The sequence below is a fragment of the Streptomyces sp. ISL-94 genome (genome assembly GCF_018614075.1).
GTDB lineage: Bacteria > Actinomycetota > Actinomycetes > Streptomycetales > Streptomycetaceae > Streptomyces.
This window is the reverse complement of sequence record NZ_JAGGOZ010000009.1, coordinates 72,079-97,027: the sequence shown is the minus strand read 5'-3', so window position 1 is coordinate 97,027 and position 24,949 is coordinate 72,079. Positions and strand designations below refer to the sequence as shown.

Annotated in this window: 21 protein-coding genes; 18 read left to right on the top strand and 3 right to left on the bottom strand. The window is 72.7% G+C overall.

Annotated features, from left to right (window positions below):
- Positions 1 to 726, top strand: a 726-nt coding sequence (locus J7E94_RS02975; protein ID WP_215012037.1) for an aldo/keto reductase, incomplete at its 5' end; no start/stop codon positions are given.
- Positions 727 to 734: 8 nt separating this feature from the next.
- On the opposite strand, the gene J7E94_RS02970 is transcribed toward J7E94_RS02975, so the two are convergent.
- Positions 735 to 2,105 (bottom strand): aminopeptidase P family protein, encoded by a 1,371-nt coding sequence (locus tag J7E94_RS02970; protein ID WP_215012036.1) that lies wholly within the window; start codon positions 2,103 to 2,105, stop codon positions 735 to 737.
- A gap of 190 nt (positions 2,106 to 2,295) precedes the next feature.
- Between J7E94_RS02970 and J7E94_RS02965 the strand changes: the two genes are divergently transcribed.
- From J7E94_RS02965 to J7E94_RS02895, 15 genes are all read left to right on the top strand, one after another.
- Positions 2,296 to 4,683, top strand: coding sequence for a collagenase (locus tag J7E94_RS02965; RefSeq protein ID WP_215012035.1), 2,388 nt, complete (start codon positions 2,296 to 2,298; stop codon positions 4,681 to 4,683).
- 70 nt (positions 4,684 to 4,753) lie between these two features.
- The gene (locus tag J7E94_RS02960; RefSeq protein WP_215012033.1) at positions 4,754 to 5,953 is read left to right on the top strand and encodes an FAD-dependent oxidoreductase; all 1,200 of its coding nucleotides are present in this window, start codon (positions 4,754 to 4,756) and stop codon (positions 5,951 to 5,953) included.
- Positions 5,953 to 6,264 carry a (2Fe-2S)-binding protein gene (locus J7E94_RS02955; RefSeq protein WP_374224377.1) on the top strand — a complete coding sequence of 104 codons (312 nt, stop codon included), beginning with the start codon at positions 5,953 to 5,955 and terminating at the stop codon, positions 6,262 to 6,264. Before J7E94_RS02960 ends, J7E94_RS02955 begins: the two co-directional genes overlap by 1 nt.
- Positions 6,245 to 7,684 carry an NAD(P)/FAD-dependent oxidoreductase gene (locus J7E94_RS02950; protein ID WP_215012031.1) on the top strand — a complete coding sequence of 480 codons (1,440 nt, stop codon included), beginning with the start codon at positions 6,245 to 6,247 and terminating at the stop codon, positions 7,682 to 7,684. Before J7E94_RS02955 ends, J7E94_RS02950 begins: the two co-directional genes overlap by 20 nt.
- 115 nt (positions 7,685 to 7,799) lie before the next feature.
- Positions 7,800 to 8,705 (top strand): dihydrodipicolinate synthase family protein, encoded by a 906-nt coding sequence (locus tag J7E94_RS02945; protein ID WP_215012047.1) that lies wholly within the window; start codon positions 7,800 to 7,802, stop codon positions 8,703 to 8,705.
- A gap of 20 nt (positions 8,706 to 8,725) precedes the next feature.
- On the top strand, positions 8,726 to 9,730 hold the full coding sequence (locus tag J7E94_RS02940) for a proline racemase family protein (RefSeq protein WP_215012045.1): 1,005 nt from the start codon (positions 8,726 to 8,728) through the stop codon (positions 9,728 to 9,730).
- Positions 9,718 to 10,758 (top strand): proline racemase family protein, encoded by a 1,041-nt coding sequence (locus tag J7E94_RS02935; protein WP_308344461.1) that lies wholly within the window; start codon positions 9,718 to 9,720, stop codon positions 10,756 to 10,758. The genes J7E94_RS02940 and J7E94_RS02935 overlap by 13 nt, the downstream gene beginning before the upstream one ends.
- A gap of 232 nt (positions 10,759 to 10,990) precedes the next feature.
- Positions 10,991 to 11,911, top strand: a complete 921-nt coding sequence (locus J7E94_RS02930) for an ornithine cyclodeaminase family protein (protein ID WP_215012029.1) — start codon at positions 10,991 to 10,993, stop codon at positions 11,909 to 11,911.
- 55 nt (positions 11,912 to 11,966) lie between these two features.
- A complete protein-coding gene (locus tag J7E94_RS02925) occupies positions 11,967 to 12,677 on the top strand; it encodes a GntR family transcriptional regulator (protein WP_215012027.1) in 711 nt (236 codons plus the stop codon).
- A 160-nt stretch (positions 12,678 to 12,837) separates the two neighbouring features.
- The gene (locus J7E94_RS02920) at positions 12,838 to 13,761 is read left to right on the top strand and encodes a D-alanyl-D-alanine carboxypeptidase family protein (protein ID WP_215012025.1); all 924 of its coding nucleotides are present in this window, start codon (positions 12,838 to 12,840) and stop codon (positions 13,759 to 13,761) included.
- Between the two features lie 194 nt (positions 13,762 to 13,955).
- On the top strand, positions 13,956 to 15,698 hold the full coding sequence (locus tag J7E94_RS02915) for an ABC transporter substrate-binding protein (RefSeq protein WP_215012023.1): 1,743 nt from the start codon (positions 13,956 to 13,958) through the stop codon (positions 15,696 to 15,698).
- A 21-nt stretch (positions 15,699 to 15,719) separates the two neighbouring features.
- Entirely contained in the window at positions 15,720 to 16,823 is a 1,104-nt protein-coding gene (locus J7E94_RS02910; RefSeq protein WP_251056036.1) for an ABC transporter permease, read from the top strand.
- A complete protein-coding gene (locus tag J7E94_RS02905) occupies positions 16,820 to 17,806 on the top strand; it encodes an ABC transporter permease (RefSeq protein WP_215012021.1) in 987 nt (328 codons plus the stop codon). The genes J7E94_RS02910 and J7E94_RS02905 overlap by 4 nt, the downstream gene beginning before the upstream one ends.
- On the top strand, positions 17,806 to 18,813 hold the full coding sequence (locus J7E94_RS02900) for an ABC transporter ATP-binding protein (protein ID WP_251056035.1): 1,008 nt from the start codon (positions 17,806 to 17,808) through the stop codon (positions 18,811 to 18,813). The genes J7E94_RS02905 and J7E94_RS02900 overlap by 1 nt, the downstream gene beginning before the upstream one ends.
- Positions 18,810 to 19,787, top strand: coding sequence for an ABC transporter ATP-binding protein (locus tag J7E94_RS02895; RefSeq protein ID WP_215012019.1), 978 nt, complete (start codon positions 18,810 to 18,812; stop codon positions 19,785 to 19,787). The genes J7E94_RS02900 and J7E94_RS02895 overlap by 4 nt, the downstream gene beginning before the upstream one ends.
- 85 nt (positions 19,788 to 19,872) lie before the next feature.
- Here the strand turns inward: J7E94_RS02895 and J7E94_RS02890 are convergent, their stop codons facing one another.
- Positions 19,873 to 21,951 carry a prolyl oligopeptidase family serine peptidase gene (locus tag J7E94_RS02890; RefSeq protein WP_215012018.1) on the bottom strand — a complete coding sequence of 693 codons (2,079 nt, stop codon included), beginning with the start codon at positions 21,949 to 21,951 and terminating at the stop codon, positions 19,873 to 19,875.
- 182 nt (positions 21,952 to 22,133) lie between these two features.
- Here J7E94_RS02890 and J7E94_RS02885 point away from each other — a divergent pair, with 182 nt between their 5' ends.
- Both J7E94_RS02885 and J7E94_RS02880 read left to right on the top strand, forming a co-directional pair.
- The gene (locus J7E94_RS02885) at positions 22,134 to 23,588 is read left to right on the top strand and encodes an MFS transporter (protein WP_374224380.1); all 1,455 of its coding nucleotides are present in this window, start codon (positions 22,134 to 22,136) and stop codon (positions 23,586 to 23,588) included.
- A gap of 263 nt (positions 23,589 to 23,851) precedes the next feature.
- Positions 23,852 to 24,280 (top strand): VOC family protein, encoded by a 429-nt coding sequence (locus J7E94_RS02880; RefSeq protein ID WP_215012017.1) that lies wholly within the window; start codon positions 23,852 to 23,854, stop codon positions 24,278 to 24,280.
- A 115-nt stretch (positions 24,281 to 24,395) separates the two neighbouring features.
- On the opposite strand, the gene J7E94_RS02875 is transcribed toward J7E94_RS02880, so the two are convergent.
- Entirely contained in the window at positions 24,396 to 24,944 is a 549-nt protein-coding gene (locus J7E94_RS02875; RefSeq protein WP_215012016.1) for a hypothetical protein, read from the bottom strand.
- Positions 24,945 to 24,949 lie beyond the last annotated feature (5 nt).

Here is a 24,949-nt window from a genome sequence, read left to right as displayed (position 1 = left end):
CTGCGGCGGCTGCGGACCGATCACGTCGACATTCTCTGGGTGCACGCCCGCGACAACTTCACCCCGGTCGAGGAGGTGATGCGCGCGCTGGACGACCTCGTACGCACCGGAAAGGTGCTGTACGTGGGCGTGTCGGACTGGCCGGCCTGGGAGATCGCACAGGCCAACACCCTCGCCGAGCTGCGGGGCTGGTCCGCCTTCGCCGGCTCGCAGCTGCGCTACAGCCTGCTGGAGCGGACCCCCGAACGCGAACTCCTCCCGCAGGCACGCGCGTTCGACCTCGCCGTGCTGGCCTGGGCCCCGCTGGCGGCCGGCAAGCTCACCGGCAAGTACCGCCGGGGCGGGACGGGCCGGCTGGATACCTGGGGCGTCAAGCCGACCCCGCGGGAGGAGGACGTCATCACCGCCGTCCTGGAGATCGCCGAGCAGGGCGGCTGGACCCCGGCCCAGGTGGCGCTGGCCTGGCTCCTCGGCCGCCCCGGAAACGTCGTCCCGATCATCGCGGCCACCCGGGAGAGCCAGCTCGCCGACAACCTCGGCTGCCTCGGCGTCCGCCTCGACGCCGATGCCGTCGCCCGCCTCGACGAGGTGAGCGCCGTACCGCTCGGGTTCCCCCACGACTTCGTACGGGAACCCGCCGTCGTCAAGACCGTATACGGGGACCGCTGGCCCGGCATCGAGGACCGCCGCAGCACCCACCGCCGTACGGCCACCGAGGTTCTCTAGAAGGCGGCTCAGCCGTTCAGCAGGCGGCCCATCCACTCCTCGATGCCGTCCACCGTGCGCGGCAGGGCGCCCGACATCAGGCGGGCGCCGTCCGCCGTGATGACCAGGTCGTCCTCGATGCGCACCCCGATCCCGCGCAGCTCGACCGGCAGGGTCTCGTCGTCCGGCTGGAGGTACAGGCCCGGCTCCACCGTCAGGACCTGGCCCTCCTCCAGGACGCCGTCCAGGTAGGTCTCCGCCCGCGCCTTCGCGCAGTCGTGCACGTCGAGGCCGAGCATGTGCCCGCTGCTGCACAGCGTGTACCGCCGGTGCAGGTCGCCCTCCGCGTGCTTCAGGACCCCCCACTGCGCCAGGCCCTCCGCGATCACCCGCATGCCGGCCCGGTGGAAGTCCCGGAAGCTCGCCCCCGGGCGCAGGGCCGCCATACCCGCCTCCTGGGCGGCCAGGACCAGTTCGTAGACCTGCCGCTGGACGGGGGAGAAGCGGCCCGACAGCGGCAGGGTGCGGGTGATGTCCGCCGTGTAGAGGGTGTCCGTCTCCACACCCGCGTCCAGGAGCAGCAGTTCGTCCGGGTTGAGCCGGCCGTCGTTGCGGATCCAGTGCAGGACGCAGGCGTGCGCGCCCGAGGCCGCGATCGTCTCGTAGCCCGTGCCGTTGCCCTCGGCCCGGGCGCGCAGGCCGAAGACCCCCTCGAGCCACCGCTCCCCGCGCGGATGCGCCAGCGCGTGCGGCAGCGCCCGTACGACGTCTTCAAAACCCGCCGCCGTGTGGTCGACGGCCAGCTGGAGCTGCTCCACCTCCCACGCGTCCTTCACCAGCCGCAGCTCCGAGAGGGCGATGGCCAGTTCCGTGTCGCTCGCGGCGTCGCGGCCCGCCGGTGACCCGAGCTCGTCCAGGTGGGCGCAGCGGATGCCGGTGAGGCGTTCCGCCTCCGCCAGGTCGGCCCGGCGGCCCACCCAGAACTCCCCGTAGCGGCGGTCCCGGTAGAACTCCCCGTTCCCGCCCGCCCGCGGCGAGCGCGGACGCAGGTAGAGGACCGCCTCGTGCGCGTGCGGGCCCGAGGGCTCCATGACCAGGACGTGGCCCGCCTGGTCCTCGCCCGTCAGGCCGGTCAGCCAGGCGTACGCGCTGTGCGGGCGGAAGCGGTGGTCGCAGTCGTGGGAGCGGACCTTCAGCTCGCCGGCCGGGACGATCAGCCGCTCGCCCGGGAAGCGGGCCGAGAGCCGGGCCCGCCGGGCCGGGGTGACGGCATGGCCGGGGACGCGGTCGGAGTCGGGCAGCGGGGAGGCGGCCCAGTTCCCCGCCATGAAGCGGGACAACTCCGGGGATACCGGCAGGTCGTGGCTGCCCGTGTTGAGGCGGGAGGAGGTGTCGGTCACTAGGGCTCCCTCAAGAAGATGCGAACTGATGGGCGCACAGGTCTTGTCAGTGCAATTTCACATTACTATGTTACAGCTCACACCGCGGCACGTTAATCCCCGTCAAACGCCGCGTGACCCGGGGCAGTTGACCCGCCCCGGGGACGTTCACGCACCACCCCCCACCTCACCTTTCCCACGGGAGTTCTCGGTGTTCAAGCACAGAGCTGTGCGTTCGTCCCTTCTCGCCTCCGCCGTCGCCGTGACACTCCTCGCCACCGCCGGGCAGGCCACCACCACCCAGGCCGCGGAATCGGGGACCACCGCCGCCGTCGCGGGCAGCGCGACGGCATCCGGCACCTTCTCCGGCGCGCCCGCCGCGAATCCCTTCGACGAGGTCGACCGCCTCGCCCACCCGCTGGAGCAGAAGCCGGCGCCCGCCCTGGCCCCCGGCGGCACGGCCGCGACCGGACAGGTCCCCGGCGCCGCGACGGCCGAGGCCGCGCCCGCCGCGAGCACCGAGAAGAGCCGCGCCGCGGCCCAGGCCGCCCCCACCGCGCGGAGCCTCGCCGTCGCCGTCCCCTGCACGCTCGACGGGATCACCGGCCTGTCCCCGGAGCAGTTCGCCGACTTCCTCGCCGACCAGGCGGTCCTGGCCGACGGCTGTCTGCGCGGCCTCATCTGGACCTGGGACGCCCGCCTGGCCCCCGTCATGTCCGACGCGCACGTCCAGGCGGTGTCCCGCCGGATAGCCGGCCTGGCCGCCGCCCACGACGGCCGTAACTCCTCGCACCTGGAGGAGATGTTCACCTACCTGCACGCCGCCGTCTACCACGACTTCTCGCGCGACGAGATCGACCTCACCGACGCCGCGACCGTCGACGCGATGCGCCGCGCCATCGAGGCCTTCGGCGCCGCCGCGCACAGCTTCGACGTCACCGCCTCCAACGCCCGCACCCTGCGCGAGGCCCTCTACGCCACGGGCCCGGGCCTGCGCCAGTACCAGCTCGGCCTCATCAAGAAGGTCCTGGCGACCGTGGACGCGTCGCACCCCGAGATCTACAAGGACCCGAGCTGGGGCGGTGCGGCCCTCGCCGCCCTCACCGTCAACTACCTCGGCGTCTACCCCGGCAACGAGGACTCCGCCTTCCACGCCGCGGTGAAGGCCGACCCCTCCTACCGCGCCGCGTTCAAGGCCTTCGCCGGCCACACCCACCTCAAGGGCACCGCCAACGAGTGGGTGGCCCGCGACGCCCTCGGCGAGTACGGCCGCTTCGGCCAGGTCGACGGCCTCAGGGACCAGATCGTCGCCGACCTCGGTGCCCTCCTCGGGTCCGTCAAGGCCGGCTGGGGCAACGGCAGCGAGCAGTGGGCCAAGATCGTGTCCTGGCTGAACACCTACGAGGCCTGCAAGCCGTACGGGGTGTGCAAGGAGGACATCGAGAAGATGCTCTTTCCGAACACCTACACCTACGACAACGGCGGCATCAAGGTCCGCACGGCCCTCGACCGGGCCACCGTCGACCAGCTCTACTACGCGAGCAAGCAGGTCAAGGCGCAGTTCCACCGCGTCCTGGGCACCGACCAGCCGCTCGCCGGCGACCCCAACACCACGCTGAACATCGTGCTGTACGCCTCCCGCGCCGACTACGTCACCTACCAGACGATGCTGAACGGCTACGGCACCAACAACGGCGGCATGTACATCGAGAACGGCGCCACCTTCTACACCTACCAGCGCCGCGTGCCCCAGGACTCCTCCCTCACCCTGGAAGAGCTCTTCCGCCACGAGTACACGCACTACCTCAACGGCCGCTACGCCGTCCCCGGCTTCTTCGGCGAAGGCCCCTGGTACGAGAGCGACCGCACGACCGCCATGGACGAGGGCACCGCCGAGTTCTTCGACGGCGCCACCCGCGACAACGGCATCGCCGTCCGCAAGTCCCTGGTCAAGAGCGTCATCAGCGACACCGCCGGCGGCGGCCCCCGCATGTCGGTCGAGCAGCTGCTCAACGCCACCTACGACGGCGACGGATTCCGCTTCTACAGCTACGCCGGCACGTTCTTCGAGTTCCTGTGGACCGAGAAGCCCTCCCTGCTGCGCGAGATGTACACGCACCTGCGCAACAACGACGTGGCGGCGTACGACGCCTGGCGCGGCCGGATGGGCGCGGACACCTACCTCCAGCGCGACTACGACCGCTTCCTGAACGCGCAGATCGCCAAGGTGGACCAGCTCTTCGTCCCGAACACCTCCTTCACCCCCAACGAGCAGCTGCGCGATACGGCGCTCGCCTCGGTGAAGTCGGCCTTCGCCACCGCCACGTACAACAACCCGGACTGCGTCGAGAACGGCGACCCCGGCAAGCGGCGCTTCACCTGCACCGGGCGGATCACCGCGAACCTGAAGAACTGGCGCAGCGACGACCAGAACTTCAAGGACATGTCCGAGACGGTCGACTACTTCATCCTCGACCGGGCCGGCGCGGCCTCGAACAACCTGGCCGACATGAACTGCTCCTTCGGCGCGCCGGAGATCTGGTCCAACAAGGCCGCCGCGACGTCGAGTTACAGCTGTGAGGGCCCGCTCCGCAGCTGATCCGTACCGGACCGGTCCCGGCCCCGGGACCGGTCTGGGCAGCTCCTAAAGAATGTGACATATTACTGCCGTGCTCAAGAGACACTCTCCCGACGTCGTGATCATCGGGGCCGGCGTCGTCGGAGCGGCCTGCGCGTACTACGCGGCCTGCGCCGGACTCTCCGTGGCCGTGGTCGACCGCGGCCCGGTCGCGGGCGGCACGACCGGCGCCGGTGAAGGCAACCTGCTCGTCTCCGACAAGGAGGCGGGCCCCGAACTCGACCTCGCCCTTCTCTCCGCCGGGCTCTGGAACGAACTCGCCGCGGCCCTCCCGCAGGAGATCGAGTACGAACCCAAGGGCGGCCTCGTCGTCGCCCCGGACCAGGCTTCGCTCGAAGCGCTGCGACGCTTCGCGGAAGGCCAGCGCAAGGCCGGAGTGGAAGCGGCCGAGGCGGCGGCCGAGGACCTCCGCGACCTGGAACCCCACCTGGCCCCGGGCCTGGCCGGCGGCTTCCACTACCCCCAGGACGCCCAGGTCCAGCCCGCCCAGGCGGCGGCCCGCCTGCTGGCCGCGTCGGGCGCCGAGGTCCACCTGGGCGAGGAGGTCACGGACATCCTCCTGGACGCCGCCGGCGCCGTACGGGGCGTCCGCACCCCGCGGCGTGAACTCCTCGCCCCCTCGGTGGTCAATGCCGCGGGCACCTGGGGCGGCCGCATCGCCTCCCTCGCCGGGGTCGGCCTCCCCGTCCTGCCGCGCCGGGGCTTCGTCCTGGTCACCGAACCGCTGCCCCGCGTCGTCCGCCACAAGGTCTACGCCGCCGACTACATCGCCGATGTCGCCAGCGGCTCGGCGGCCCTCCAGTCCTCCGCGGTGGTCGAGGGCACCCCGTCGGGCCCGGTCCTGATCGGCGCCACCCGCGAACGCGTCGGCTTCGACCGCACCCTCTCGACCGAGGCCCTGCGCCGCCTCGCCTCCCAGGCGGCGGCCCTCTTCCCGGTCCTGGCCGACGTCCGGGTGCTGCGCACCTACCACGGCTTCCGCCCCTACCTCCCGGACCACCTCCCGGCGATCGGCCCCGACCCCCGCCGCCCCGGCCTGCTCCATGCCTGCGGCCACGAGGGCGCCGGCATCGGCCTGGCCCCGGCCACCGGCGCGCTGATCGCCGCCGCCCTGACGGGAACGGCCCCGCCCGTGGACCCGCTGCCCTTCCGTCCGGCCCGGTTCGGGGAGGCCGCCGACGAGCCCCCGGCCGGGGAACGGCCCCCGACACCCCCGAGGAGGACCCCCTGATGCGAAGCCCCCGCTCCCTGGTCGGCGGCAGCCCGGAATCGGCGTACCCCATCGCCTTCGACGGGCGCGAACTCCCCGCGCAGGAGGGCCAGTCCATTGCCGCAGTCCTGTGGTCCGCCGGGATCCTGGCCTGGCGGACCACCCGCGAGTCCGCCGCCCCGCGCGGCGCCTTCTGCGGGATCGGCAGCTGCTACGACTGCCTCGTGACCGTCAACGGCCGCCCCAACCAGCGCGCCTGCCTGGTCCCCGCCCGCCCCGGGGACACCGTCACCACCCAGGAGGGCACGGGCCATGCAGACCTCGGCATCTGAACCCGCCGGCGCCGTCAACCCCGGCGACCTCGCCGACGCTGCCGACCTCGCCGACCTCGCGATCATCGGCGCCGGCCCGGCCGGGCTCGCCGCCGCCGTCACCGCCGCCGGCCACGGCCTGCGCGTCACCCTCCTCGACGCGGGGCAGCAGCCCGGCGGCCAGTTCTACCGCCGCCCGGCGCCCGGCCTCGGCGCCGCCCGCCCCGAGGCCCTCCACCACGGCTGGGCCGCCTTCGCCACCCGCGAAGCCGCCCTGCGCGCCCACCAGTCGGCGGGCCGCATCACGTACCTCCCGCTCCACCACGTGTGGACGGTGGTCCCCGAAGGCGACCGGTGGACCCTGCACGCCGTGGCCGGTCCCGACGAGCACGCGGCGACCGTCCGCGCCGCCCGCGTCCTGCTCGCAACCGGCGCGTACGAGCGCCAACTCCCCTTCCCCGGCTGGACCCTGCCCGGCGTGGTCGGCGCCGGCGGAGCCCAGGCCATGCTCAAGGGCGGCCTGGTCCTCCCCGGCCGCCGGATCGTCGTCGCCGGCAGCGGCCCCCTCCTGCTCGCCGTGGCCGGCTCGCTGGCCGCCGCCGGAGCCACCGTCCCGGCCGTGGTGGAGGCCTCGGCCTACACCGCGTACGCGCGGAAGGTGACCACGCTCCTCCGCAACCCCGGCAAACTCGCCGAAGGCGCCCTCCACGGAAGCGCGCTGCTCAGGGGCGCCATCCGCCTCCTGACCCGGTCCGCCGTCGTCGAGGCGCACGGCACCGACCGCGTCGAAGCCGTCACCGTCGCCCGGCTCGACCGCGACTGGCGCCCCCTGCCCGGCACCGCCCGCCGGATCCCCTGCGACGCCCTCGCCGTGGGCCACGGCCTCGTGCCCCAGCTGGAACTCGCCACCGGCCTCGGCTGCGCCACCGTGCGCAGCGCCGACGGCACGGTGGCCCTGGACCTCGACGCCGGGCAGCGCACCTCCGTCCCCGGCATCTGGGCCGCCGGGGAGACCGGCGGCATCGGCGGCGCCGAACTCGCCCTCACCGAGGGGGAGATCGCCGCCCTCACCGCCGCCGGTCGGCCCGTCACCGCCGCCCTCGCCCGCCGCCGCGCCCGGCTGCGCGCCTTCGCCGGTGCGATGGCCGCCGCCCACTGCCCGGGCCCGGGCTGGACCGGCTGGCTGCGGGAGGACTCCGTTGTCTGCCGCTGCGAGGAGGTGCCGGCCGGCCGGATCCGCGAGGCCGCCGAAGACCTCGGCGCGCGCGACGCCCGTACGGTCAAACTCCTCACCCGGGCCGGCATGGGCTGGTGCCAGGGCCGGATGTGCGGCCCGGCCGTGGCCGCCCTGTCCGGGGAACCGCCGGCCCCCGACCGGCGGCCGCTGTCCTGCCCGGTCCCGCTGCGCCACCTCGCCGAACTCCCCCCGGCCGACCGCTGATCGGGCCCGCCCGGCCCCTTGTGGCGGACTCACACCCACTAGTAAAATGTCACACACCACACTAGGGAGTCACCTCATGACCCACGCGCCCACCCCCGCGCCCGTTCCCACCCCCATGCCCGGCGGCGACACCCGCACCCGGCCCTGGCACGGGATCATGGTCGCCACCACGCTCCCCCTGCGCGAGGACCTCAGCGTCGACTACGACGCGTACGCCGAACACGTGGCCTGGCTGATCGCCAACGGCTGCGACGGCGTGGTCCCCAACGGCTCCCTCGGCGAGTACCAGACCCTCGACCACGAGGAACGGGCGCGCGTCGTCCGGACCGCCGTCGAGGCCGCCGGCGACGGAGCCCGCGTCATGCCCGGCGTCGCCGCCTACGGCAGCGCCGAAGCCCGCCGCTGGGCCGACCAGGCCGCCGAGGCCGGGGCCGGCTCCGTACTCCTCCTGCCGCCCAACGCCTTCCGTGCCGACGAGCAGACCGTACGCGCCCACTACGCCGAGGTCGCCCGGGCCGGCCTGCCCGTCGTCGCGTACAACAACCCGTACGACACCAAGGTCGACCTGACCCCCGCCCTGCTCGCCCGCCTCCACGGCGACGGCTCCATCGTCGCCGTCAAGGAATTCAGCGGGGACGTGCGCCGCGCCTACGAGATCGCCGAACTCGCCCCCGGCCTCGACCTGCTCATCGGCGCCGACGACGTCCTGCTCGAACTGGCCCTCGCGGGCGCGGTCGGCTGGATCGCCGGCTACCCGAACGCGATCCCGCGCTCCTGCGCCACCCTGTACCGGGCCGCCGTCGCCGGCGACCTCGCCACCGCCCTGCCGCTCTACAAGTCCCTGCACCCCCTGCTCCGGTGGGACTCCAAGACCGAGTTCGTCCAGGCCATCAAACTCTCCATGGACCTGGCCGGCCGCCCCGGCGGCCCCACCCGACCGCCGCGCTTCCCGCTCACCGGCGAGACCGGCGCCTCCGTCCGCGCCGCCACCGAGAAGGCCCTCGCCGAGGGCCTCAACTAACCCGTCCAAGGGGGGACATGATGCGCACACGCCACATCTACCACGCGGTGGACTCGCACACCGAGGGCATGCCGACCCGGGTCATCACCGGGGGAGTCGGGGTGATCCCCGGCGCCACCATGGCCGAGAAGCGGCTCCACTTCATCGAGCACACGGACCACGTCCGCACCCTGCTCATGTACGAGCCGCGCGGGCACTCCGCCATGAGCGGCGCCATCCTGCAGCCCCCCACCCGGCCCGACGCCGACTTCGGCGTCCTCTACATCGAGGTGTCCGGCCTGCTGCCCATGTGCGGGCACGGCACCATCGGGGTCGCCACCGTCCTGGTCGAGACCGGCATGGTGCCCGTCGTCGAACCGGTCACCACCGTCCGGCTCGACACCCCGGCCGGGCTGGTGAGCGTCGACGTACAGGTCGAGGACGGTGCGGCCACCGCCGTCACCCTCACCAACGTCCCCTCCTTCTGCGTCGGTCTCGACCTGAAGGCCGAGGTCCCCGGCTTCGGCACGGTCACCTACGACCTCGCCTACGGCGGCAACTTCTACGCCTTCGTCGAACTCGACTCCCTCGGGCTCCCCTTCGACCGGGCCCGGAAGGACGACCTGCTCGCCGCCGGGCTGGCCGTCATGGAGGCGGTCAACGGCTCGGGCGACCGCCCCGTCCACCCCGAGAACCCCTCCATCGCCGGGGTCAAGCACGTCTACCTCGCCGCGCCCGGCTCCGACGCCCGGCGCTCGCGGCACGCCATGGCCATCCACCCCGGCTGGTTCGACCGCTCGCCCTGCGGTACGGGGACCAGCGCGCGCATGGCCCAGCTGCACGCCCGCGGCCTCCTGGAGCTCGGCGCGGACTTCGTGAACGAGTCCTTCATCGGCACCGAGTTCACGGGCCGGCTGATCGGGGAGACCACCGTCGGCGGGCTTCCGGCCGTCGTCCCCACCGTGACCGGGCGGGCCTGGATCACCGGTACCGCCCAGTACTTCCTCGACCCCGCCGACCCCTTCCCGGGAGGATTCTTCCTGTGATCACCGTCCGAACGGTGGACTACCACACCGCGGGCGAGCCCTTCCGCATCGTCGACATCGCCGCCGACAGCCTTCCGCCCGTCCCCGGGGACACCGTCGCCGAGCGCTGTGCCACCGCCATCGGGCCGGGAGGCTCCGGGACGGCCCCGCGCCGGGGCGCCCTGGACGACGTACGGCGCCTGCTCGTGCAGGAGCCGCGCGGGCACGCCGGGATGTACGGGGGGTTCGTCGTGCCCCCGGACGACGACGGGGCCCACTTCGGCGTGCTGTTCTGGCACAAGGACGGCTACTCCACCGCCTGCGGCCACGGCACCATGGCCCTCGGAGCCTGGGCCGTGGACACCGGGCGGGTCGCGGCCCCGGACGACGGGGACGCGCAGGTGCGCATCGACGTGCCGTCCGGGCGGGTCACCGCCACCGTGCACCGGGACGGCGGCCGCACCGCCGGGGTCACCTTCCGCAACGTTCCGGCCCGGATCGGCGCCCGCAAGGTGCCGGTCGCCACCTCGCTCGGGCTCGTCGAGGTGGACATCGCGCACGCCGGGGCCTGCTACGCCTCCGTCGCCGCCCGCGAACTCGGCCTGGATGTCTCCCGGGCCGCCCTGCCCGCCCTGATCCGCGCCGGACAGGAGATCCGGGCCGCGCTGGCCACCCACCCGGCCACCTGGCACCCCGGCGGGCCGCTGCTCTCCGGGATCTACGGGGTGATCCTCCACGAGGAGCTCCCCGGCACTCCTTTCGGGCCGCACCACCGCAACGTCACCGTCTTCGCCGACGGGCAGGTCGACCGCTCGCCCTGCGGCTCCGGCACCTCGGCCCGGCTCGCGCTGCTGGCGGAGGACGGGCGGCTCGGTCCGGGCGAGGACCTGCTGCACGAGTCGGTGGCGGGCACGGTCTTCACGGGCCGGGCGGTCGCGGGCGGCGTTCACGGGCTGGTCACGGAGGTCACCGGGGCGGCGTACCGCACCGGTGAGCACACCTTCATCGCCGACCCGAATGACGCGCTCGGGACGGGCTTCCTGCTGTGAATCCTCCCGCTCACCAGGGAGTGGGATTCCTGGCTCACGCTGCTCGATCGCTCAGCGAACGAGCGAGGCTTCTGCGATCAGCACCAGCCGGGTCGAAACCAGCCCGGATCGGACGACAGGCCTTGGGACTTCACGTGCGCGCTTGGTTCTCGCCACGCAGTCAGAGACGTGCCATCCGTCACGCGGGCTGGGGTCTTCGGTGACTGAACTCCCGCAATGGTCCGGAGCGGACATGGCCGAGCTGCTCACCCCGGCCGCAGCCGCCGACGCCCTGGCCGACGCCTTGCTCGCCGGCCTCGATCCCGAGACCTGCCCGCAGCGCACGGCGCTCGCCGTGCCCGGCGGGGGCGAACTGCTGCTGATGCCCGCCGCGTCGGCCTCGTACGCCGGGGTGAAGATCGCCGGGGTGGCGCCCGGGAACCCGGCCCGCGGGCTGCCCCGGATCACCGGGTCCTACCTGCTGATGGACGGGCCGACGCTGCGCCCGCTCGCCCTGCTCGACGGCGCGACCCTGACCACCCTGCGCACCCCGGCGGTCTCCGCGCTGGCGGTGCGCCACCTGGCCCCGGCCGGGCGGCCGCTTCGGCTGGTGCTCTTCGGGTCGGGCCCGCAGGCGTACGGCCACCTCGAAGCGGTGCTTGGCGTACGGGAGTTGTCCGAGGTGGCGGTGGTCGCCCGGCAGCCGATCGGGGCGCGGAGGCTGGCGGAGCACGCCGAGACCCTCGGGGTACCCGCCCGCACCGGGACGGCCGGGGACGTGGCCGGCGCCGACCTGGTGGTCTGCTGCACCACGGCCCGCGCACCCCTTTTCGACGGCCGGCTGGTGAGGCCCGGGGCGGTGGTCGTCGCGGTCGGCTCGCACGAGCCGGAGGCCCGCGAGACCGACACCGCCCTCATCTGGCGCTCCGCCGTGTACGTGGAGTCGCGCGCGGCGGCCCTGCGCGAGGCCGGGGACCTGCTGGTGCCGGAGGCGGAAGGGGCCATCGGGCCCGGTCACATCACCGGCACCCTCGCCGACCTGGTCACCGGGCGGATGCCGACGGGCGGGCCGCCGGGTTGTCCACAGGTCTTCAAGAGCGTGGGTATGGCCTGGGAGGATCTTGCCGTGGCGGTCGCGCTGTTCGAGGCCGCCGGGGGAAACAGCGAAACGTGACATTGTACGCTGTTCCTCCGCCCACTGGTGGGTAAGGGGTCTCGGAGGAAAAGCAATGGGTGACCTGAAGCAGCACAGTCTCATCAAGGCCCAGGAACGGCTCCGCGACCAGGTCGGCCACGCCCTCCGAGCAGCCCTGATAGCGGGTGAGCTGCGCCCCGGGAGCGTCTATTCGGCGCCGGGCCTCGCGGCGGAGCTCGGGGTCTCGGCCACGCCGGTGCGCGAGGCGATGCTCGACCTGGCCCGCGAAGGCCTCGTCGAGCCCGTCCGCAACAAGGGCTTCCGGATCACCGAGGTCAGCGAGCGCGATCTCGACCAGTACACCGAGCTGCGCACGATGATCGAGGTGCCGACCGTCGGGCGGATCACCAAGATCGCCACGGCCGAGCAGCTGGAGGCGCTGCGCCCGATCGCGCAGGAGATCGTCACCAGCGCCCGCGAGCACAATCTGATCGGCTACCTGGAGGCGGACCGCCGCTTCCACCTCACGCTGCTCGGACTGGCGGGCAACGACCGCCTCGTGGAGACGGTCGGCGACCTGCGCAAGCGCTCCCGGCTGTACGGGCTCACCGGACTGGACGAGGCCGGCAAGCTGGTCTCCTCCGCCGAGGAGCACATCGAGCTGCTCGACCTGATGCTCACCGGAGACGCCGAGGCGGCCGAGGCCTGCATGGTGCGCCACCTCGGCCATGTCCGCTCCCTCTGGGCGCAGGGCCGCGACGAGCCCGTCGGCCGCACCCCGGGCGGCCTCGGCTCGGGGCTGTGATGCCGGCGCCGAACGGCCGTTCAAGCAGGCGGTGGTGACAGGGGGTCTCGGCGGGCGGGAGGGTTCTGCGTAAGCTTCCGGAGGGGCGTGGGCACCTCGGTGCCCGCGCCCCTCCATCTTTCTCCTGCCAACACGGGGACCGAACTTGATATCGAAGCTGATGCGCCGCGGACGCGCCGCACTCGCCGTCACCGTCGCCACCGGAGCCCTGCTCGCGGTGTCCGTGCCGGCCCAGGCCGCCGCCGCGCCGCCCGTCACCGCCGCCGGCGCGTTCCTGCTGGACAGCGCCACCGGGACCGAGCTCTTCTCCAAGGAGGCCGACACCAAGCGCCAGATGGCGAGCACTACCAAGATCATGACCATGATCGTGGTGACCACCTCGCCCGGGATCGACCTCACCAGGACGGTCCCCATCCGGCAGGAGTACCTGGACTACGTCGTCCGTGAGGGCGCGAGCTCGGCCCACCTGGTGGCGGGCGCCACACCGACGGTCCGCCAGCTGCTGTACGGGCTGATGCTGCCGTCGGGCGGCGACGCCGCCTACGCGCTCGCCGACACCTTCGGCTCGGGCACGACCACCGGGGCCCGTACGGCCGACTTCATCGCCAAGATGAACGCCAAGGCGAAGGCCCTGGGCATGACCAACACCGTCTACGACTCCTTCGACGGCATCTCGCCGACCGGCAACAACCTCACGACCCCGCGCGACCTCGCGAAGCTCACCAAGTACGCGATGACGGGCGTCACCTTCCAAGCCGTCGTGAAGGCCACCTCGTACAGCACCGGCGGCACCTCCACCGACGCCGCCTGGAAGAACAGCAACCTGCTCCTCCAGCCCCGCCCCACCGGCTACGAGTACCCCGGCGCGATCGGCGTCAAGACCGGCACCGGAACCGCGGCCGGCAAGTGCCTCGTCTTCGCCGTGAACCGCAACGGCAAGACCGTCATCGGCGTCCTGCTGAACGACGAGGAGCGCTACGCCGACTCGATGGCGCTCTCCGACTGGGCCCTCGGCTCGGCCGCCGGCTCCAAGGCGGCCGTCCAGCGCAGCAACACCGACCCGATCCCGGACATCCTGGACTGACGGTGAGGACCGCCCGCCACCCTGCCAATCCGGCCGGGTGGCGGGCGGTCCGCTTTGGGCAGGCCCAACCGCCTTTGAACGGGCGGGACTTGGACACGGCTGGATAACGGCGGCGCAAACCCCTTGTCAGTACAATTTCACATTACTATGTTACCGGTCACACCCTAGAGCGCGGCCCTTCACTGGAGTGACCCATGACCAAGCGCACCCAACTCGCCCTCGCCACCACCTTGGTGGCGGCACTCGCACTCGGCGCCTCGGGCTGCTCCGACCCCAAGAAGGGCTCCGCCGGCGCGGGCGCCTCCAACCCGGCCGCGGCCAATGACGGCAAGGTCCTCGGCGGCACCCCGGTCAAGGGCGGCACCCTCACCGTCCTGTCGAACCAGGACTTCGCCCACCTCGACCCCGCCCGCAACTGGGTGATGCCGGCCATGGACTTCGGGACCCGGCTGCTCTACCGCACGCTCGTCACCTTCAAGGCCGAGCCCGGCAAGGGCGGCAGCGAGCTGGTCCCCGACCTCGCCACCGACCTCGGCACCCCCTCCAACGGCGGCCGCACCTGGACCTTCACCCTCAAGGAGGGGGTGAAGTACGAGGACGGCTCGCCCATCAAGGCCCAGGACATCAAGTACAACGTCGAGCGCTCCTTCGCCCCCGACCTCACCGGCGGCCCCGACTACGCGGCCCAGTACCTGGCCGGCGCCGAGGGCTACAAGGGCCCGCTCCAGGGACAGCACCTCGACTCGGTCAAGACCCCCGACGACCGCACGATCGTCTTCGAACTCAAGCGGCCCGTCGCCGAGTTCTCCGCGACCGCGACCCTTCCCACCTTCGCCCCCGTGCCCCAGGCCCAGGAGAAGGGCACCCAGTACGACGCCCGCCCCTTCTCCTCCGGCCCGTACAAGATCGAGTCGTACGACCGCGACAAGAAGCTGGTCCTGGTCCGCAACGAGCACTGGGACGCCCAGACCGACACCGTCCGCAAGGCCTACCCGGACAAGTTCACGGTCGTCATGGGCCTCAAGGGCGGCCAGATCGACGACCGGATCATCGCCGGCGAGGGCGCCGACGCCTCCGCCGTCCAGTACATGGACATGCGGCCCGAGAGCGCGCCGAAGGTCCTGCCCAAGCCGGAGGTCAAGACGCGCCTGCTGGCAGAGTCCCAGGGCTGCACCGAGATGCTCTACCTGAACAACTCCCGGGCGCCCTTCAACGATCCCAAGGTCCGCGAGGCCATGCAGTACGCCGTCGACAAGGAATCCGTGATCACCGCGGGCGGCGGCCCGGCCCTCAACGAGGTCGCCACCGCCTACCTGCCCCCGGCGCTCTCCGGCGGCAAGCAGGCCGACACCCTCAAGATCGCCCCGGCCGGCGACCCTGCCAAGGCCAAGGAACTGCTCAAGGCCGCGGGCAAGGAGACCCTCAAGGTCTCCCTCGCCGTCTCCACCGGTGACAAGGCCAAGGCCGAGGCCCTCCAGCAGGGCCTGTCCCGCGCCGGCATCGAAGTCGTCGTCGACACCATCGACCCCGGCGCCTACTACGACGTCATCGGCGACCTCTCCACCACCCCCGACATGACGCTCAGCGGCTGGTGCCCCGACTACCCCTCCGGGTCCACCTTCATCCCCTTCGTCTTCGACGGACGCACCATCAAGGAGAAGGGCAACCAGGGCAACAACAGCCAGTTCCGCGACGACGCGACCATGAAGCGGATCGACGAGATCAACGCCATGGCCGACGCCACGCAGGCCAACCAGGCCTGGATCGACCTGGACGCGGAGATCATGAAGAAGTCCCCGGCCGTCCCGGTCCTGCTGGAGCGCAAGCCGCTGCTCGTCGGCCCCAACATCGCGGGCGCCTACGGCCACCCCGTGTGGACCGGCACCATCGACTACGCCACCGTCGGCCTCAAGGACCCCTCGAAGAGCCAGGGCTGAGGAATCCGGAGCCCCCGACCCATGACCACCACCGCACCGGTCCCGGACGACCGGGCAGCCCCCGGCCCTGACGGCACCCCGGCCCCTGACGGCACCCCGGCCCCTGGTGCCGCACGGGCCCCCGGCGCCGCCTCGGCCTCTGGTGCCGCCTCGGCCTCCGGTGCCGCCTCGGCCCCCGGCACCGCTTCAGCCCCCGATGCCGCCACCGTCCGGCCCGCGGCAGCGCCCGGCAGCAGCCCCTGGCAGCTCGCCCGGCGGGAGCTCCGCAGCCGCCCCGCCGTCCGCGTCAGCCTCTGCCTCGTCCTCCTCTTCGTCCTCATGGCCGCCACCGCCCCCTGGCTGGGCGCGCTCGGCGGCTGGTCCCCCGAGGAGTTCGACAAGACCGCCATCGACCCCTACCTGGGGGGCCAGCCCCTCGGCTCCCTCGGCGGGATCAGCCCCGAGCACTGGCTCGGCGTCGAACCCGTCACCGGCCGCGACCTGTTCGCCCGCGTGGTCCACGGCGCCCAGGTCTCCCTGCTCATCGCCTTCGCCGCGACCGCCATCGTGGTCCTCGCCGGCACGGCCGCCGGAATCGCCGCCGGCTACTTCGGCGGCCGCACCGACGCGGCCTTGTCCCGGCTGATGGACCTGACCATGTCCTTCCCCTCCCTCATCTTCATGATCGCGATGCTGTCCGTGGCCAAGGACGTCAACCGCATCGTCCTCATGACCGCCGTCATCGGGCTCTTCGGCTGGCCCGGCGTCGCCCGCGTCGTCCGCGGCCAGACCCTCTCCCTCAAACACCGCGAGTACGTGGACGCCGCCCGCGTCGGCGGATCGAGCTCCTGGCGGATCCTGACCCGCGACATCCTCCCGGGCGTCTCCGGCCCGGTCATCGCCTACACCACCCTGCTCATCCCGGGAATGATCAGCACGGAGGCGGCCCTGAGCTACCTCGGCGTCGGCGTCCGCCCGCCCACCCCGTCCTGGGGCCAGATGATCGCCGAATCCGTCGCCTTCTACGAGACCGACCCCATGTACTTCGTCATCCCGAGCGTCTTCCTCTTCCTCGCCGTGCTCGCCTTCACCCTGCTCGGCGACGCCCTGCGCGACATCCTCGACCCGAGGGGCGGCCGTACGTGATCCTCTACCTCGCCCGCCGCCTGCTCGCCCTCGCCGGCGTGCTCCTCGCCATCGCCGCCGTCACCTTCCTCATCTTCTACGTCCTGCCCTCCGACCCGGCCGCGGCCGCCTGCGGCAAGAGCTGCAGCGCCGAGCGACTGGCCGACGTACGGGCGTACCTCGGCCTCGACCAGCCCCTGTGGCGGCAGTTCGCCGACTTCCTCACCGGGATCTTCACCGGCCGCACGCTGGGCACCGGCCAGTACGCCGTCCAGTGCGACTTCCCCTGTCTGGGCTACTCGTACGAGAACTCCCTGCCCGTGTGGGACCTGCTGATGGACCGGCTCCCGGTCTCCGCCTCCCTCGCCGTCGGCGCCGCCGCCCTGTGGCTGGTCCTCGGCCTCGGCGCCGGGGTCACCGCCGCCCTGCGCAAGGACACCGCCACCGACAAGGCCCTGATGGTCGGCGCGGTCGCGGCCGCCTCGCTGCCGGTCTACTTCACCTCCGTGATGCTCATCTACGGGGTCATCCGCGTCGCCGGGCTGCTGCCCTACCCCGCCTACCAGGCCTTCACCGACAACCCGCTCGCCTGGGCCTCGAACCTGCTGCTGCCCTGGACCGCGCTCGCGCTGCTCTACGCCGCCATGTACGCGCGGCAGAGCCGGGGCTCGGTGATCGAGGCGATGGCCGAGCCCTACATCCGCACCGCCCGCGCCAAGGGCATGCCCGAGCGCACCGTCGTCGTCAAGCACGGGCTGTGCTCCGGGATGACCCCGATCCTGACCATCTTCGGCATGGACCTCGGCGGGCTCCTCGCCGGAGCCGTCATCACCGAGTCCATCTTCGGACTCCCCGGCATCGGGCGGCTGTTCTACGGGGCCCTGGTCAGCTCCGACCAGCCCGTGGTCCTGGGGGTCACCGTGCTCGCCGCCTTCTTCATCGTCGTCGCCAACCTCGTCGTCGACCTCCTGTACGCCGTCATCGACCCGAGAGTGAGGTACTGATGGCCGCCCTGCTCGAAGTGCGCGATCTGCGCGTCACCTTCACCACCCCGCGCGGCACCGTACGGGCCGTCGACTCGCTCGGCTTCACCGTCGAGGCCGGCCGCACCCTGGGCATCGTCGGGGAGTCCGGCTCGGGGAAGTCGGTCACCTCGCTCGCCGTCATGGGCCTGCACCGCGGCGCCGAGACAGGCGGCTCGGTGGCCCTGGACGGCCGGGAGCTGACGGGCCTGCCCGAGCGGGAACTCGCCAAGGTGCGCGGCCGCAAGATGGCCATGATCTTCCAGGACCCGCTCTCCAGCCTGCACCCCTACTACACGATCGGCGAGCAGATCGCCGAGCACTACCGGGTGCACTTCAAGGCCGGGCGGTCCGCCGCACGCAAACGGGCGGTCGACATGCTCGGCGAGGTCGGCATCCCGGAACCGGCCCGCCGGGCGGGGGAGTACCCGCACCAGTTCTCCGGCGGCATGCGCCAGCGCGCCATGATCGCCATGGCCCTGGCCTGTGAACCCGAACTGCTGATCGCCGACGAGCCCACCACCGCGCTCGACGTCACCGTGCAGGCCCAGATCCTGGAGCTGATCGCCCGGCTCCAGCAGGAGCGCGGCCTCGGCGTCGTCTTGATCACCCATGACCTGGGCGTGGTCGCCCGCGTCGCCCACGAGGTGCTGGTCATGTACGGCGGCCGGGCCGCCGAACAGGCCCCGGTCGACGCCCTGTTCGCCGATCCCGCCCACCCCTACACCCGCGGGCTGCTCGACTCGCTGCCCCGCCTCGACACCACCGACGACGCCCCGCTGACCTCCATCCCCGGCTCCCCGCCCTCCCTGCTCGCGCCCGCCCCGGGCTGCGCCTTCGCCCCGCGCTGTCCGCGCGCGGCCGAGCCCTGTGACGACGTACGGCCCGAGCTGCTGGCGTACGGGGACGATCGGGACGGCGACGGACCGCAGCGCATGGTGGCCTGCCACTTCGCCGGCGCCCGCACCGCCGAGGAGGCGGCCCGATGAAGACGACGAGTTCCGAGCCGCTGCTGTCCGTACGGGACCTCACCATGGCCTTCCCCGGGAAGCGGTCCGCGACCGGGCGCCGGGGGGCGCCCGTGCGCGCCGTGGACGGGGTCTCCTTCGACCTGGCCGCCGGGCAGACCCTCGGCCTGGTCGGGGAGTCGGGCTGCGGGAAGTCCACCACCGGCCGGATGATCGTGCGGCTCCTGGAGCCCACCTCGGGCCGGGTGGCCTTCGAGGGAACGGAGATCGGCCGGCTCTCCCAGAGAGCCATGCGGCCGCTGCGCAAGAACATCCAGATGGTCTTCCAGGACCCCCACTCCTCCCTCAACCCCCGCCAGACCGTGGCGCGGATCATCGCCGACCCGCTGCTGGTCCAGGGCTGGAGCGCCGCTGACGCCCGCCGCCGCGCCGCCGAGCTGATGGAGCTGGTCGGCCTGATCCCCGAGCACATCGACCGCTACCCGCACGAGTTCTCCGGCGGCCAGGCCCAGCGCATCGGCATCGCCCGCTCGCTGTCCACCAGCCCCCGGCTGATCATCGCCGACGAGCCCGTGTCCGCCCTCGACGTCTCCGTCCAGGCCCAGATCGTCAACCTCATGGAACGGCTGCGCGCCGAACTGGGCCTCGCCTACGTGTTCATCGCGCACGACCTGTCCGTGGTCAAACGGGTCAGCGACCGGGTCGCCGTCATGTACCTCGGCCGGATCGTCGAGATCGGGGACAAGAAGTCCCTCTACGAGAACCCCCAGCACCCATACACCCGGGCGCTGTTGTCCGCCGTACCGCTGCCCGACCCGGCGGCGGAGCGGCGGCGGGAGCGGATCGTGCTGCTCGGCGACCCGCCGAGCCCGGCCGCTCCACCCCCGGGCTGCAGCTTCCACCCGCGCTGCCCCAAGGCGCAGGACATCTGCCGCACCGAGCGGCCGTTGCTGCAGCTCGCCGCCTCACGCGAGGTGGCATGTCATTTGGTGTAAGCAGAGGGGCCCGGGTGACTGACGGGGCTTCTTACGGGAAGACGGAGGGCCCCGGAGCCAATGGCGTCTCCGGGGCCCTTCGGGTTCACGCGCCCAGTTCGCGGCGGAAGAACTCCAGCTCCATCGCCATGATCTTCTCCCGCGTCCCGCCCGGGGCCATGTGGGTGACGCCGGGCAGCGCCAGCAGCTGGTGCGCGCGGCCCGCGTCCGTCAGGGCCTGCGAGAGGCGCAGGGTGTGGGAGGGATGGACGTTGTCGTCCGCCAGGCCGGTGACCAGCAAGAGCGGGCGGGAGAGCCGGGGGGCGTCGGCGATCAGGGAGTCTCGCTCGTACACCTCGGGGTGGTCCTGGGGGAGGCCCAGATACCGCTCGGTGTACGCCGTGTCGTAGTGCCGGAAGTCGGTCGGCGCGGCCCCGGCCGCCGCGGCGTGGAAGACGTCCGGGCGGCGCAGCACCGCCATCGCCGACAGGTAGCCGCCGTAGGACCAGCCGCGGATGCCGACCCGGCCGAGGTCGAGGTCGGTGTGGCGGGCGGCGAGCGCGTGGAGGGCCGCGACCTGGTCTTCCAGGGTGACTTCGGAGAACCCGCGGTACATGGCGTGGGTGAAGGCGGGCGAGACGTACGAGGTGCCGCGGTTGTCGACGGTCACCACCGCGAAGCCCTGGTCGGCCCACCACTGGCGGGCCTGCCAGCGGCGCGGCTCGGCGCAGACGTCCTGCATGCCGGGGCCGCCGTAGCTGTCCATCAGCACGGGCAGACGCCGGCCGGGGACGTGGCCGCGGGGCAGTACGAGGGCGGTGGGTACGCCGTGCTCGGTGACCCGCTCCAGGACCGGGACCACCCGGTAGGGCAGCGGCTCCGACAGGTCGGCGGGCGTGAACTCCCGGCCGTCGGGGGTGCGTACGGTACGCCGGATCCCGTCGGCGTCGGCGGAGGTCAGCAGCAGCGCCCCCGCCGAGGCCTGGACGCTGTGCACCCCGGGCCCGTCGGCGACCGGGGCCGGCTCCCCGCCGTCGGGGTCCAGCAGCAGCACCTGCTGTTCGGCAGGGTCGCGCCGGCCGGCCGTGATCAGCAGCCGGCCCTCGTGGACGCCGGCGACGCCGCGGACCTGGATCCCGTCGCCGGTGATCGGCACGCTGTCGACCGCGAGGGCGCGGGCGGCCCCGCCGGGGGTGTCGGCGGCGGTCAGCATCCGCCCGTCGGGGAGGCGGGCCGGGGTGCCGGGGACCAGGGGGCCCACCCACTGGGGGTGCGCGGTGCGGGACAGCTCCCGGGTACGGCCGCTGGCGGGGTCGGCGGAGAGCAGCAGCACCGTGCGCTGGAGCCGGTCCTGGACGGTCAGCAGGATCTCCGTCTCGGACTCCCAGCCCGCGTCGGAGACGTACGGGCAGGTCTCGGCGTCCCAGTCCAGCCGTATCCGGGCCCCGTCCGGGCCCAGCACCCACAGCTGGACATCGGCGTTGGGGCCGCCCGCCTCCGGGTACGCGAAGTCCTCGGCCGGCAGCTCGGGGTGCACCGGGTCGGCGAACCAGCGCCGCTGGAGGGCTGTTTCGTCGACGCGGGCGGCGAGCAGGGTGACCCCGTCCGGGGACCACCAGTGCCCTCGGCTGCGGCCCAGCTCCTCGGCGGCGGCGAACTCGGCGAGCCCCCAGCGGGCCCCGTCGGCGGGGCTGACCCGGCCGCCCGGGGTCACGTACAGGGCATCGCCGGTCACGTAGGCGGTGCGGGAGCCGTCGGCGTTCGGGCGGGGGTCCACGGCGGGACCGGCCGCAGGGATCTCCTCGGGCTTCCCGGGCTCGGCGGGCTGCCCGGGCTCGTCGACCGAGGCCCCGTAGAGCTGCCCGTAGAGCGCGAAGACGGCGCGCCGGCCGTCGCCGGAGAGCGCGTACGAGCCGATGCCGTCGGCGGCCAGCCGGGTGCGCTCGCGCAGCCGGCGCTCGGCGGTGGGGAGGGGGCCGGGCTCGGGGCACAGTTCGCGGGGATCGGCAACCAGGGCCTCGGCACCGGTGGCGGTGTCGAGGACCCAGAGGCTGTCCACCGGGTCGGTGGGCCCGGTCGAGCGGAGGAACCAGAGCAGCCGGCCGTCGGCCCCGAAAGCGAAGGCCCGCGGGGCGCCGTAGGTGAATCGGGCCGTGCTCGCGGAGAGCCTGAGGAAGTCATCCATGCCCGCAGTTTGACATGTGAAATGTCACACCGCCTAGGCCGTTCGAGTGGTGACGCCACGTGTCCGGGCTTAGCGTCGAGAGGGTGGACCCGAACGCAACGCCGACCAGCACCGGGACCGACGGCAAGGTCCGAGGGAGCGGGAACGGGATCGCCCTGTTCGTCATCGCCTCCTGCCAGCTCATGGTGGTCCTCGACATCACCATCGTGAACATCGCGCTGCCGCACATCCAGACCGCCCTCGACTTCTCCACCGAGAGCCTCTCCTGGGTCGTCAACGCCTACACCCTCGCCTTCGGCGGCCTGTTGCTCCTCGGCGGCCGCGCCGGTGACATCCTCGGCCGCAAGCGCGTCTTCATCTTCGGCGTCCTGCTCTTCGGGGTGGCCTCTCTCCTCGGCGGACTGGCCCAGAACGCGGGCCAGTTGATGGCCGCCCGAGCCCTCCAGGGCGTCGGCGGAGCCATCGCCTCCCCGACCGCCCTCGCGCTGATCACCACCACCTTCCGCGAAGGACCGGCCCGCAACCGCGCCTTCGGCGTGTTCGCCGGAGTCTCGGCCGGCGGCGGCGCGATCGGCCTGCTCGCGGGCGGCGTCCTCGTCGAATGGCTCAACTGGCGCTGGGTGCTCTTCGTCAACGTCCCCATCGCCCTGGCGATCGCCCTCCTGGGATCGAGGGTCATCCGCGAGTCCGAACGCCACCCCGGACACTTCGACTTCCCGGGCGCACTGCTGGGCACCGGCGGCATGGTCGCACTCGTCTACGGCTTCATCCGCGCCTCTCAGGAAGGCTGGCGCGACGGCTGGACCCTCGGCTCCTTCGGCGCCGCCGTGGTCCTGCTGACCCTGTTCGTCCTCAACGAGCGGCGCTCGCCGCAGCCGATCACCCCGCTGCACATGTTCGCCGACCGCAACCGGGCGGGCACGTACGGGATCATGCTCTTCCTCGCCTGCGCGATCTTCGGCATGTTCTTCTTCCTGACCCTGTTCGTGCAGAACGTGCTGGGCTTCAGCCCGCTACGCGCCGGGCTCGCCTTCCTGCCGGTCAGCGTCATGGTCGCGCTGGCCGCCGCGACCGCGTCCCAACTGCTGCCGAAGTACGGGCCCAAGCCCTTCATGGTCGCCGGCGCGCTGTGCTGCGCGGCCGGACTCGCCTGGCTGACGCTGACCGACATCCACTCCACGTACCTGGGCAGCATCTTCGGCCCCATCCTGCTGTTCGGCACCGGCATGGGACTGCAGTTCGTCTCGCTGACCCTGATGGCCCTGTCCAACGTCCCCGACCGGGAGTCGGGCGCGGCGTCCGGGCTGCTCAACTCGATGCAGCAGGTGGGCGGCTCGCTCGGCCTGTCGATCCTGGTGACCGTCTTCGGTACGGCCAGCCGCAACGAGGCCAAGGACCAGGCGCCGCTCTTCCTCCGCACGGCCAACCCCGGGCAGCGGTCCTTCTTCGAGCGCACCGGACAGCTCCCGAAACCCTGGGGCGACCAGGTCCTCGCCGCGGGCGTATCCGCGGCCTTCGTGGCGGCGGCGGTGTTCACCCTGGTCGGCGCGGTCATCGCACTGCTCGCCATCCAGGTCCGGCCCTCGGACCTCGAACGACTCCAGGGCAACCACACGCCGAGCGCCGACCGGATCTAGGGGCAATGGCGGTGCTACCAGGCCGAGTTCTGCTGGCTGATGGTGAAGCACAACCGAGGAAGGGGTGTTGCCTCGGCCCGTGATGATCACTAAAATCAGTCGGGTGACTGCCGGGTCGGCCATGAGCCATGCACGAGTAAGGCTCCCGGCCTCGGCGTGAGCGCGAGGCGGGCAAGAGCCCCGCCTCCCTTTCCGAGTCTTCTGCCCGGCGCCCCCATGAGGCGCCCCTCCCAGCGGATCCCGAGACCGGAGACACACACCACATGCCGAACGAACAGCAGTACCCGTGCGCATCCGCACTGCCGACGACCTCTGTCCAGTTGAATCACACCGCCGTCTATGCCAGGGACCGGCAGCTGTCGGCCGAGTTCCTGGCCGTGGTCATGGGGTTGGAGGTCGGCGCTCCATTCGGGCCGTTCCTTCCCGTCGACCTCGGCAACGGCGTGACGCTCGACTACTACGAGAAGCGTGACGAGCCGATCCAGTCGCAGCACTACGCGTTCCTCGTGCCGGACGAGCAGTTCGACACCATGATCGCCCGTCTGGAAGCGGTCGGGGTCACCTACTACGCCGACCCCAGCCATACCGAACCCCGCCAGATCAACCGCCTGTTCGGCGGTCGCGGCGCGTACTTCGACGATCCGGACGGCCACAACATGGAGATCATGACCCGTCCCTACGTCCGCCCCTGACCGTCCCCTGACCGACGGCTTGTCGGGCCCTGCCGGCAGCTCTCCAAGCCTCCTGGCCTCCGGGCTCACGTCCCGGAGGCCAGGAGGTGAGCCCGAGCGGGCCGACCGCGCCTGGTCAGCGGGCGAGCGCGGCGCGCAGGCGGGACGCGTCCGCCCGGCTGTTCATGCGCAGGGTCAGCCAGGAGCCGTCCGCGAAGGCGAGGTCCACCCGGGCCGGGCGGCGCCGGAGCCATGGCACACGGCGCAGGGTGCAGGCGGCGGAGCGGGACTCGCGGGCGGTGTCGCCGCGCCGCCAGGGCGGGCGGACGGTGACCTTGCCCGGGGCCGCGGTGAAGGTTCCGTACGGGCCCCGGGTCTCGGTGTGCCAGTGCGTCCAGTGGAAGCCGTGCAGGGCCAGGGCGAGACGGCCGGCCTCGCTGTCCCAGCCGCCCCACAGGGCCGGGCCGTGGAGGAGCCGCCCGACCAGGCGGGCGGCACGCTCGAAGGGGTCGGCGAGCGCTGACGCCGCCTCGGCGAGGTCGTCGGGGAGCGCGGTCAGGAAGCGGAAGAGGAAGAAGCCGCCGACCCGGCGGAGCGGCCGCTCCGGGGCGGGCGAGCCGGGCAGCATCGCGCGCGCGGGTCGGCGTGCGTAAGGGGACAAACGCCCCGGAATCTCCTCGTCCATCCGGT

Coding starts and splice junctions, on each gene's coding strand:
- J7E94_RS02955 (WP_374224377.1), top strand. CDS start 5,953: ATGCGAAGCCCCCGCTCCCTGGTCGGCGGCAGCCCGGAATCGGCGTAC.
- J7E94_RS02950 (WP_215012031.1), top strand. CDS start 6,245: ATGCAGACCTCGGCATCTGAACCCGCCGGCGCCGTCAACCCCGGCGAC.
- J7E94_RS02945 (WP_215012047.1), top strand. CDS start 7,800: ATGCCCGGCGGCGACACCCGCACCCGGCCCTGGCACGGGATCATGGTC.
- J7E94_RS02940 (WP_215012045.1), top strand. CDS start 8,726: ATGCGCACACGCCACATCTACCACGCGGTGGACTCGCACACCGAGGGC.
- J7E94_RS02930 (WP_215012029.1), top strand. CDS start 10,991: ATGGCCGAGCTGCTCACCCCGGCCGCAGCCGCCGACGCCCTGGCCGAC.
- J7E94_RS02925 (WP_215012027.1), top strand. CDS start 11,967: ATGGGTGACCTGAAGCAGCACAGTCTCATCAAGGCCCAGGAACGGCTC.
- J7E94_RS02920 (WP_215012025.1), top strand. CDS start 12,838: ATGCGCCGCGGACGCGCCGCACTCGCCGTCACCGTCGCCACCGGAGCC.
- J7E94_RS02915 (WP_215012023.1), top strand. CDS start 13,956: ATGACCAAGCGCACCCAACTCGCCCTCGCCACCACCTTGGTGGCGGCA.
- J7E94_RS02910 (WP_251056036.1), top strand. CDS start 15,720: ATGACCACCACCGCACCGGTCCCGGACGACCGGGCAGCCCCCGGCCCT.
- J7E94_RS02900 (WP_251056035.1), top strand. CDS start 17,806: ATGGCCGCCCTGCTCGAAGTGCGCGATCTGCGCGTCACCTTCACCACC.
- J7E94_RS02895 (WP_215012019.1), top strand. CDS start 18,810: ATGAAGACGACGAGTTCCGAGCCGCTGCTGTCCGTACGGGACCTCACC.
- J7E94_RS02890 (WP_215012018.1), bottom strand. CDS start 21,951: ATGGATGACTTCCTCAGGCTCTCCGCGAGCACGGCCCGATTCACCTAC.
- J7E94_RS02885 (WP_374224380.1), top strand. CDS start 22,134: ATGGTGGTCCTCGACATCACCATCGTGAACATCGCGCTGCCGCACATC.
- J7E94_RS02880 (WP_215012017.1), top strand. CDS start 23,852: ATGCCGAACGAACAGCAGTACCCGTGCGCATCCGCACTGCCGACGACC.
- J7E94_RS02875 (WP_215012016.1), bottom strand. CDS start 24,944: ATGGACGAGGAGATTCCGGGGCGTTTGTCCCCTTACGCACGCCGACCC.